Annotated in this window: 9 protein-coding genes and 1 pseudogene; 9 read left to right on the top strand and 1 reads right to left on the bottom strand. The window is 67.2% G+C overall.

Going from position 1 to position 9,850, the window contains the following annotated elements; translation table 11 throughout:
• A partial coding sequence (locus EBL84_RS16505) for an ABC transporter permease (RefSeq protein ID WP_148040325.1) occupies positions 1 to 1,135 on the top strand: 1,135 nt, incomplete at its 5' end.
• Positions 1,136 to 1,395: 260 nt separating this feature from the next.
• On the top strand, positions 1,396 to 1,833 hold the full coding sequence (locus EBL84_RS16500) for a DUF2934 domain-containing protein (protein WP_165913522.1): 438 nt from the start codon (positions 1,396 to 1,398) through the stop codon (positions 1,831 to 1,833).
• A gap of 125 nt (positions 1,834 to 1,958) precedes the next feature.
• On the opposite strand, the gene EBL84_RS16495 is transcribed toward EBL84_RS16500, so the two are convergent.
• Complete coding sequence (locus EBL84_RS16495) at positions 1,959 to 2,639, bottom strand: DUF3334 family protein (protein WP_123141787.1); 681 nt, start codon at positions 2,637 to 2,639, stop codon at positions 1,959 to 1,961.
• Between the two features lie 378 nt (positions 2,640 to 3,017).
• Between EBL84_RS16495 and EBL84_RS16490 the strand changes: the two genes are divergently transcribed.
• From EBL84_RS16490 to EBL84_RS17430, 7 genes and pseudogenes are all read left to right on the top strand, one after another.
• Positions 3,018 to 3,251 (top strand): YMGG-like glycine zipper-containing protein, encoded by a 234-nt coding sequence (locus tag EBL84_RS16490; RefSeq protein WP_005223423.1) that lies wholly within the window; start codon positions 3,018 to 3,020, stop codon positions 3,249 to 3,251.
• A 224-nt stretch (positions 3,252 to 3,475) separates the two neighbouring features.
• A complete protein-coding gene (locus EBL84_RS16485; protein ID WP_123141786.1) occupies positions 3,476 to 5,200 on the top strand; it encodes a potassium/proton antiporter in 1,725 nt (574 codons plus the stop codon).
• Positions 5,201 to 5,419: 219 nt separating this feature from the next.
• Entirely contained in the window at positions 5,420 to 5,860 is a 441-nt protein-coding gene (locus tag EBL84_RS16480) for a hypothetical protein (RefSeq protein WP_005223421.1), read from the top strand.
• Positions 5,861 to 6,022: 162 nt separating this feature from the next.
• Positions 6,023 to 7,327 (top strand): ribonucleotide-diphosphate reductase subunit beta, encoded by a 1,305-nt coding sequence (locus EBL84_RS16475; protein ID WP_123141785.1) that lies wholly within the window; start codon positions 6,023 to 6,025, stop codon positions 7,325 to 7,327.
• A 16-nt stretch (positions 7,328 to 7,343) separates the two neighbouring features.
• Positions 7,344 to 8,654 carry a VanZ family protein gene (locus EBL84_RS16470; protein WP_123141784.1) on the top strand — a complete coding sequence of 437 codons (1,311 nt, stop codon included), beginning with the start codon at positions 7,344 to 7,346 and terminating at the stop codon, positions 8,652 to 8,654.
• A gap of 232 nt (positions 8,655 to 8,886) precedes the next feature.
• Positions 8,887 to 9,327, top strand: coding sequence for a metal ABC transporter ATP-binding protein (locus EBL84_RS16465; RefSeq protein ID WP_123141783.1), 441 nt, complete (start codon positions 8,887 to 8,889; stop codon positions 9,325 to 9,327).
• 300 nt (positions 9,328 to 9,627) lie between these two features.
• Positions 9,628 to 9,723: pseudogene (locus EBL84_RS17430) on the top strand (Type I secretion system protein TolC); the annotation flags it as partial.
• Positions 9,724 to 9,850 lie beyond the last annotated feature (127 nt).

Below are 9,850 nucleotides of genomic sequence, written 5' to 3'. Positions count from 1 at the left end.
ATCTCCGCTGGCGCTGGTGCTGGCGGCGCGCACGGTGGCCGGCTCGGTCGCCCGCACCGGCATCGCCGCGGCCGCGCTGACCCTCGCCGTAGCCACCAGCGTCGGGGTCGGGGTGATGATCGAGAGCTTCCGTCACAGCGTGATCGACTGGCTCGACCACACCCTGGAGGGCGAACTCTATGTCACCGCCGACAGCCGCGAGGCCCCGCTGCCCCCCGGTCTCGACGAGGCGCTCGTAGCGACCGACGGGGTCGCCTCGGTGATCCGTGCACGCCGCATGACGGTCACCACCCGCGAGGGCGACGCCACCCTGCTGGTACGCGACCGCCCCGCCCCCGACGCCACCGGACCGCTGCTGCTCGCGCGACTCGACGACGACCCCTGGGCGGCTGGACGCATCCTCGTCTCCGAACCCTATGCCCATCATCACCGTCTCGCCCCCGGCGATCGCATCGAACTGGCCACGCCTGATGGCTGGCGCCGCTTCAGCGTCGGCGCGGTGTTTCGCGACTACGGCTCGGATCGCGGTCTGCTCATGCTCCCCTACCGCGAGGCACGCGCCCACTGGGAGGGAATCGGCATCGGCTCGCTCGCCCTGAGGCTCACCCCCGACGGCGATCCGCAACGGGTGCGCGAGCGCGTGCAGGCGCTCGCCGAGACCCACGATCGCACCCTGCTGCTGACCGCCAGCGGCGAGATCCGCACGCTCACCCTGGAGATCTTCGATCGCACCTTCGCCATCACTGAGGTGTTGCGTCTGCTCGCACTCGCCGTCGCCTTCGTCGGCGTGCTCAGCGCCCTGCTCGCGCTGCAGCTCGAACGCCGCCGCACCCACGCGCTGCTGCGTGCCACCGGGATGAGCGGCCGCGCCCTGGCCCTGACGCTGCTGGCGCAGGGCTCGATCCTCGGACTGGTGGCGGGGCTGCTGGCCATCCCGCTCGGGCTGGTGATGGGCGAGCTGCTGATTCGCATCATCAACGTGCGCGCCTTCGGCTGGAGCATGGCCCTTCAGATCCCGCCGCTGGCGCTCCTCTCCGGCCCCTTGCTGGCCTGGTGTGCGGCGCTCGCCGCCGCCCTGCCCCCGGCGCTGCGCGCGGGGCGCGAGCCACCCGCGCGCGGGCTGCGTGGGGACTGAATTCGATCCCCGCGTACGCCTATCGCCATCGCCCTGGACGCAGCCCGACACGAGGTCGATTATGTGTATTCTATGGAGGTCTCGAGGCGATGCCGGCCGCCACCCGCCAGGCCAGATCGCGGCAGTCGCGCCGACCCCGCCCCGGACCCCTTTCCGTCGCGCCGGATCAGCGATCCCGTGACGGTCGTCCGTGCAGGCAAACCGAAAGGGTACGGCCCCAGGGGTTTGGCCCGACAGGAATCCACAAGCGAGTGTGCGACATGGCTGAAGAAAAGAAGATCGTGACCAAGAAGACCGCCCCCAAGCGGGCCACCAGCACGGACAAGGCCGCGGCCAAGAAGACCGCGACCAAGCCGGCAACCCCGCGCAAGAAGCGCGCGAGCGCCGCGAGCACGACCAAGAGCCCTCGCACCAGCGCGCGCACCACCACCAAGAAGACCACCGCGGCGGCGGCACCGCGCGCGCAACCGAAGCCGGCGGCGAGCGCGCCAGCGGCGACGCCCGCCGCGAGCTACACCCCGCCGACGCGCTTTCTCACCGTCGACCCCGAGCACCGTCTGGCGATGATCCGCGAGGCGGCCTACTACAAGGCCGAGCGGCGCGGCTTCGCGCCCGGACACGAGCGCGAGGACTGGGTCGAGGCCGAGCGCGAGATCGACGCCATGCTGGCCCACGCACAACTCTCCGGGCGCGGCTGAGCCTGCCAGGGCGGTGCAGGGACGCGCCGGGCGCGGGCGTCAAGCGGGGGGAAGGATGGATCGATGCGTCGTCGAGACGCATGGCCGCGGCACCTCCCTGTGCCGGGGCGTCGGGACCGGACGGGCTAGAGACCCAGCTCCTCGAGCAGGTCGGTATCGACCAGCGCCGACTGCTGCGGCGCGCCGCTCTTGACCGAACCGTCGCTCTGCTTCTGCTCGGCGAGGATGCGATCGGGATCGACCTCCTCGCGCTCGAAGTCGTGGAGCTTGAGGAACTCGGTCTTGTCCATCGCCAGCTCCATGTAGAAGACATTGCGCCGGGCGGTGGTGAAGGCGACGCGACGGGCCTGCGGACGATCGAGATTGGTGTCGATGCTGACCATCACCTCCTTGTTGATGGTGAGCATCTTCGGCTGATTCTGGTTGATCGAGACCTGCAGATCACGACCGACGTTGCCGGTGAAGTCGCCGACGATCTGGTTCATCAGCTCGCCGAGCATGTTGGCCACCTCGTCGGAGGTGTGCACGGTGGCCAGCTCCGACTCCGAGATCCCCATGTTGGTCATGTAGGAGCGATAGATCTCCATCGCCGCCTGCGACGAGAAGTTGATGATCACCAACCCCGAGAATCCACCGTCGAACAGCACGAAGCAGCCGATGTCCGGGCGCAGACAGGTGCGGGTGATCTTCTGCACCATCGGCGAATAGCCGATCTGGTTACCCGTGGCGGTGGAGAGTACCTTCGTCACCGAACTGCACAACATCACCAGAATGTCGTCTGTCGAAATAGTCTTTGGTTTTGCCACCAGAATCGTCTCAAGCTGGATGGGCGACCCCGGGCGTCAACGGCATCGGGATCTGGGGGGCGTGGTCCACGCCACGAGGGGCGCGGACCGGCTGGCTCGGAAACCGGCGCACCGTGCCGCGCACGGCGTGCGACCGGGCCCGGGAGGACGGGTGCATTCACCCGGCGCTGTGTCCGTCATCGTCTGGAACTATAGTGGAGCGACGCGATGCCTCCAAGCCTCGGGGGACGAACCGCCCGACACCTCGTCCGTCCGATTCGCACCGGTGGGCGCGCCAGGGCTTGCGCTGGGACGCCCTTGCCACCACGCTAGCAGCCAGGACGATCGCATGACGACAGGGACGCCCCGGCCCGGACAACCCGCACAGGTACACGCCAAATGCACGCCTATGCACTGATCCCCACCGCGCTCATCGCCGCACTCGCCCTCGGCGCCTGCGGCACCACCACCACCTCGCGCACCGGCAGCGGCGCCGCCTTCGGCGCGGCCACCGGGGCCGCGATCGGCTCGCTCAGCGGCGACGCCGGCAAGGGCGCGCTGATCGGCGCCGGCGCCGGTGCCCTCGGTGGCTTTCTCTACGATCGCGACCAGAAGGCCCAGGGGCGCCGCTGAGCCAGCCGTCAGCCGTCAGCCGTCAGCCGTCAGCCATCAGCCGTCAGCCGTCAGCCGTCAGCGACCAGCATCGCGCCGACGGCGGATCCGCTGGAGGCTGATGGCTGATGGCTGACGGCTGATGGCTGAGCGCCGGATGTCGCCTCGACGTCTCACCTCCCCTCGCGCCCGATGACCGGCGTGGCCGGACATCGAGCCGACGATTTCGATATCCTTAGGGGTCTATGGACCTCACCAATCAGATCATCCTCGTCGGCTCGGCGGTGCTGCTGGTCAGCATGCTCGTCGGCGTGCTCTCCAATCGCATCGGCGCGCCGCTGCTGCTGGTGTTCCTGCTCATCGGCATGCTCCTCGGCGAGCAGGGACCGGGCGGCATCGCCTTCGACGACGTGCAGACGGCGCACCTGTTCGGCAGCCTGGCGCTGGCCATCATCCTCTTCGACGGCGGGCTGGCGACCCCGATCAAGCACTTCCGCGTCGGGCTGCGACCGGCGCTGTCGCTGGCCACCCTGGGGGTGGCGATCACCGCCACCATCACCGGGCTGTTCGCCGCCTGGTGGCTGGGGCTGAACTGGCTCGAGGGGCTGCTGCTGGGGGCCATCGTCGGCTCGACCGACGCCGCGGCGGTGTTCTCGCTGCTGCGCGCGCGCGGGCTCGAACTCAAGCAGCGCGTCGGCGCCACCCTGGAGATCGAGTCGGGCAGCAACGACCCGATGGCGGTCTTCCTCACCATCGCGCTGATCGAGCTGATCATCGGCGGTGGCGACCAGGGCTTCGGGCTGGTGATGCTCACCGAGTTCGCCCGCCAGATGGGGCTGGGCGCGCTGATCGGCCTGGCCGGCGGCTTCGCCCTCACCGCACTGATCAACCGTCTGGCGATGGCCGCCGGACTGCACCCGCTGGCGGTGATGGCCGGCGGTCTGACCCTGTTCGGCCTGACCGCGGTGCTCGGCGGCAGCGGCTTCCTCGCCATCTATCTCGCCGGGCTGGTGATCGGCAACCGTCCGCTGGAGTCGACCCAGAACATCAAGCGCTTCCACGACGGTATCGCCCGGCTCTCGCAGATCGGCATGTTCCTGATGCTCGGGCTGTTGGTCACGCCCTCGCACCTGCTGCCGGTGGCCGGCGATGCGCTGCTGTTCGCGGCGGTGCTGATCCTCCTCGCCCGCCCGCTGGCGGTGTGGCTGTGCCTGCTGCCGTTCCGCTTCACCTGGCGCGAGCAGGCCTTCATCGGCTGGGTCGGACTGCGCGGCGCGGTGCCCATCATCCTCGCCCTGTTCCCGCTGCTCGCCGGTATCGAGCACGCGGCGATGTACTTCAACATCGTCTTCTTCGTGGTGCTGGTCTCGCTGCTGGTGCAGGGCTGGACGGTAGCCGGCCTGGCGCGCGCGCTGGGGCTGGAGGTGCCGCCCACCAGCCATGTGGTGCAGCGCGTCGAACTCGACATCCCCGGTCAACAGGAGCTGGAGCTGGTCGGCTACCGCCTCGCCGCCGACGCCCCGGTGCTGCTCGAGCGTCGCGCCCCGCATCTGCCCGCCGGGGTGCGCCCGGTGGCGGTGGTGCGCGAGCGCCAGCTGATCGACGCCGGCGACCTCGGCGACCTCAGGGGCGGCGACTATCTCTATCTGATGGCCGAGGCCCGCGCCCTGCCCGGGCTCGACCATCTGTTCGTCGCCCCGCCGGTGCCCGAGCGGCTCACCGAGCGCGCCTTCTTCGGCGACTTCGTGCTCGACGGCGAGGCGCAGCTCGGCGCGGTCTCGACGGTCTACGGCATGGCCATCGATCCCGCCGACCGCGACCTCACCCTCGATGCGCTGATCCGACGCAGCCTCAACCAGCACCCGGTGGTCGGCGACCGACTGGAGCTGGGCAGGATGGCGCTGGTGGTGCGCGAGGTCGAGGGCGACCGGGTGACCAAGGTGGGTCTCAAGCTCGGCTCCGACGACTGAGAGCAGATCCAGGCCACAGTCGCCGAGACCTGGGTCACGCAACACCGCTTTGAGATTGATCATCGACGGGCGGGGGCTTAGCTTATCCGACTGACAGAACCCAGGTAGATACCAACCGACCCGGGCGCCCCGGACGCGCCCGTTGATCAGGTCGTGCCGCAGCCTCTCGCCCGGAGCGACCCTCAACCCCGTCATCAAGGAAGCGATCAGGAATCCGTCATGTTCGATGCCCCCTTCGACCGCGTCGAGGCCAGCGCCCCCTTTGCCGACAGCGACTGGTTCCACGCCTGTCGGCAGACCCAGACGCCCTATGTGGTGATCCGCCACACCGAGCAGCGGGCCGACGTGCTGTGGGACTTCGTCACCCTGCCCGAGTGCTGCGACGCGGCCATCCGCGCCCATTTCGAGGCGTTGGAGCAGGCCGCGCGCGCGATCTTCCTGCGCTATGCCGACGCCGAGTCGCACCTGCGCGTCAAGCCCACCCTGATCGGCTTCGACCGATTGCCGATCGAGCAGGCCGAGGCCGCCGCCGACGCGCTCTATGCCCTGGTCGCGACCTATCTGCCCGGCGCCCGCCGCGCCACCGTCACGCCCCCGCCCACGGCGACAGCACCGCTCCCGACCCGCTCGAACCCGCAGGCCGGACAGCATGCCCAGTAAGCGTCGAAATCACCATATATAGTGCCCGATAGAGAATCTCTATCCCTACATGTTGTGATACCGATTTGACAGCACGCCCCTCTGTGTCGGATGCTCCGCGGCCTTCGACAACGGGTTCAGAACGGCTCCGCCACGACCCCTCCGACACAGGAACGCCTCGCCATGCTCAACTGGGATGACCCGCTCGCCGCCGCTCGCACCGCCAGCCCCGGAGAGGATGCGCCGCCCCCGCCGGCCACCCCGGGCCGAGAGGTCACGCGCGCGCGCCCCGGCAGCGGCCTGCTCGACAACGCCACCCTGATGTCGAGCGCCGGCGCCGCGCCGGTGGTCAGCCCCGAGCCCTTCGCCCAGGCCGCCGCCCAGCAGACCCTGCCGATCGACGAGCGCCCCGCCGCCGCGCCCGCCGGTGCCGGCGCCACCGGGCTCGAGTCGATCGCCCTCGGCGCCGGGCGCATCCGCGTCGACGACAAGCGCATCATCAACTGTCACGCCGATCTCAACCAGCTGGTGCCCTTCAAGTACGACTGGGCCTGGCAGAAATACCTCGACGCCTGCGCCAACCACTGGATGCCGCAGGAGATCAACATGAACGCCGACATCGCCCTGTGGAAGGACCCCAAGGGTCTGACCGAGGACGAGCGCACCATCATCAAGCGCAATCTCGGTTTCTTCTCCACCGCCGACTCGCTGGTGGCCAACAACCTGGTGCTCGCCGTCTATCGCCACATCACCAACCCCGAGTGCCGCCAGTACCTGCTGCGCCAGGCCTTCGAGGAGGCGCTGCACACCCACGCCTACCAGTACGTGGTCGAGAGCCTGGGGCTCGACGAGGGCGAGATCTTCAACATGTACCGCGAGCTGCCGGCGGTGGCGCGCAAGGCCGAGTGGGCGCTGCCCTACACCCGCCACCTCGCCGACCCGCACTTCGTCACCGGCACCACCACCAACGACCAGCAGCTGTTGCGCGAGCTGATCGCCTTCTACGTCATCTTCGAGGGCATCTTCTTCTACGTCGGCTTCGTCCAGGTGCTGAGCATGGGACGGCGCAACAAGATGACCGGCACCGCCGAGCAGTTCCAGTACATCCTCCGCGACGAGTCGATGCACATGAACTTCGGCATCGACGTGATCAACCAGATCAAGCTGGAGAACCCGCACCTCTGGACCCCGGAGTTCCGCGACGAGCTGGTCGCGATGGTCCGCGAGGCCGTCGAGCTGGAGTCGCAGTACGCCCGCGACACCATGCCGCGCGGCGTGCTCGGGCTTAACGCGCCGATGTTCGAGGAATACCTGCGCTTCATAGCCAACCGTCGCTGCGCCCAGATCGGCCTGCCCGAGCAGTACCCCGGCGTCACCAATCCCTTCCCGTGGATGTCCGAGGTGCTCGACCTGAAGAAGGAGAAGAACTTCTTCGAGACCCGGGTCACCGAGTACCAGACCGGCGGCGCGCTGAGCTGGGACGACTGAGCGCGGCGCGGGCGCGATGCGGGCGCTCACCCTGGCCTGGATCGGCTACGCCCTGGCGATCCTCTACGCCAGCCTGATCCCCTTCGATCTGCAGCCGCTCGCGCCCGCCGAGGCGCTCGCCCGTCTCGCCGACATCGGCTGGCTCACCCTCACCCCGGGACGGCGCGCCGACTGGATCGCCAACCTGCTCCTCTACCTGCCCTGGGCGGCGCTCGGCATGGCCGCCTGGGCGCCGCGCCTCGGCACGGCGCGCACCGCGCTCCTCGTCGCCCTCGCCGCCACCCTGCTGGCGCTCGGCATCGAGGCGCTGCAGGTCTACTTCCCGCCGCGCACCGTCTCGCTCAACGACCCCGTCGCCGAGCTGCTCGGCACCGCCCTCGGGATCCTGCTGTGGACGCTCGCCGGGCATCGGCTGGCCCGGCTCGGCGCGCGGCTGCGCCATCCCGGCGCGGGCGCCGTCGACGCCGCGCTCGGCCTCTTTCTGCTCGTCTATCTCGGGTTCGTCCTGTTCCCCTTCGATCTGGTGCTGGGCGTCGACGAGATCCTCGACAAGGCCGCCGCCGGACGGCTCGGCTGGCTGTGGGCGCCGGTCTCCGACCAGGGCGCGGTCTGGGCCCTGGCCCATGGCCTCGCCGAGATCCTCACCGCGTTGCCGCTCGGCATCCTCCTCGCCCGTCACCGGCGCGGCCCCGGCACCCGCGCCGCCGCCGTGGTGCTCGGGCTCACCCTCGGGCTGGCGATCGAACTGGTTCAGGTGCTGCTCGTCTCCGGCGTCTCCCAGGGCGTCTCGGTGCTCACCCGCGCGCTCGGGGCCGGACTCGGCGCCTGGCTCGTCACCGCCCTGCGCGGTCTCGACCCCGCCACCCGCGCCGTGCTCCCGCGTCATGCCCGCCGGGCCTCGCTTGCCCTGCTCGGCCCCTACCTGCTGCTGCTCGTCGAACTCCAGCTCGGCGGCCTCCCCACGCTCGATCGTTGGCGCAACCCCGAGGCCATCCTCGCCGACCTCCAGCAGCTCCGCTTCCTGCCCTTCTACTACCACTACTACAGCAGCGAGAGCGGCGCCCTGGTCAGTCTGGTGCTCAACCTCGGGCTCTATGGGATAGCCGGGGTGTTGCTGGTGCCGTGGACCTCGGACCGATGGGGGTCGTACACTCGGGGTGGCTGGGTTGCGGCAATCGTCGGGGGCGGGTTGGCGTTCGCGATCGAAGGGCTGCGGTTGGTGATGGGGTTGGGGGTCGATCCGACGAATGTTTGGGTTGGGGGTGGTGGGGCGTGGATTGGATGGGGGGTGGTTCGGTCTCGGTGGGTGCGGGATCGGTGGGGGTGATTGAGGAGTGGTTGGGGCTGTGCTGTTCCGGAGGAAACGCACGGGACCGAAGCGACCGATCAAGTCGTGCCTATTGAACACATTTTTTGCCACACGCAATACAGCCGACCATTTCATGACGCATGAACACACGGAGCGACAGAATCAACAACAGAAAGAGGGAAGAATAAAGCAACAGCACGAACTCAAGCGCTAGAACAAAAAACCGAAAAATAAAAAACAAGGCAGAAGAATGAAAAGGATTGTTTTTGCAGCAGCCGTATCCATAGTAACTTTTGGATGTGCAACTTCACCGGAAGATCTTGGGTCAGCATATGTATCGCCCCTGAAGTACAAGGACTATGACTGCGAGCAAGTAGAGATGGAAATGGAGCATGTCTCCCAGAGAACAGTAACCTTATATCAAAGTCTCAAAAGGACCGCAGACAACGATGCAGCGCAGATGGGGATAGGACTGGTCCTGTTCTGGCCTGCCCTCTTCTTCCTGGAAGGCGGAGATGGGCCAGAAGCCCAAGAGTACTCCACCCTGAAGGGTGAATTCGAAGCACTAAGAACGGTCTCGGTGCAAAAAGGCTGCAAACAGCAAGACATGCCAAAATCCCCTGAGGAAATCATAAAAGAAAAAGCAAGCAGAGAAAAAGAGCAAAGAGAAAGCCACTTGCTGACCGAATAAATCCGGCCACCCTGAAAAATCAACGCCAGCGAATTATTTTCAAAGATTAAGCGTTCGCTGGCATTGTCAACCCCCCTTTTTAGGTCCATCCATAAATAGACACTGCGGCATGTCCGCGGCGGTTAAGAAACTCGATTGGTGAAAGATCGCCGAGCGATTCGTGCGGGCGGCGCAGGTTGCATTGGATTGACAACGATTAAGGATAAAAGAGGATAAAGGATAAAAGGGACACCCACTTATCGTTGACGCTCTCGAGGACCTCTCCTACGCTTCCTCCAACACCCCCAGCGGAGATGCCCCATGACTCGTCCCCGCGCCGCGCTCGTCTCCTTGTCCGATACGCCCTGGTATCACGTCGTCACGCGGTGCGTGCGCCGGGCGTATCTCTGCGGCTTCGGGTAGTGCCCTGATCGATAGGTTTCGATAAGATCAGAATCTCTTGCTTTAAGGATGAAGAAGATGTATCTGACATGTCCGCAGTGTCACTCCAACCATGTGACCAAAAATGGATTCAACCGGCTGA

The organism is Marichromatium sp. AB31 (genome assembly GCF_003718685.1).
In the GTDB taxonomy this organism is placed as follows: Bacteria; Pseudomonadota; Gammaproteobacteria; order Chromatiales; family Chromatiaceae; genus Marichromatium; species Marichromatium gracile.
This window is presented reverse-complemented; position numbering and strand designations above follow the sequence as displayed.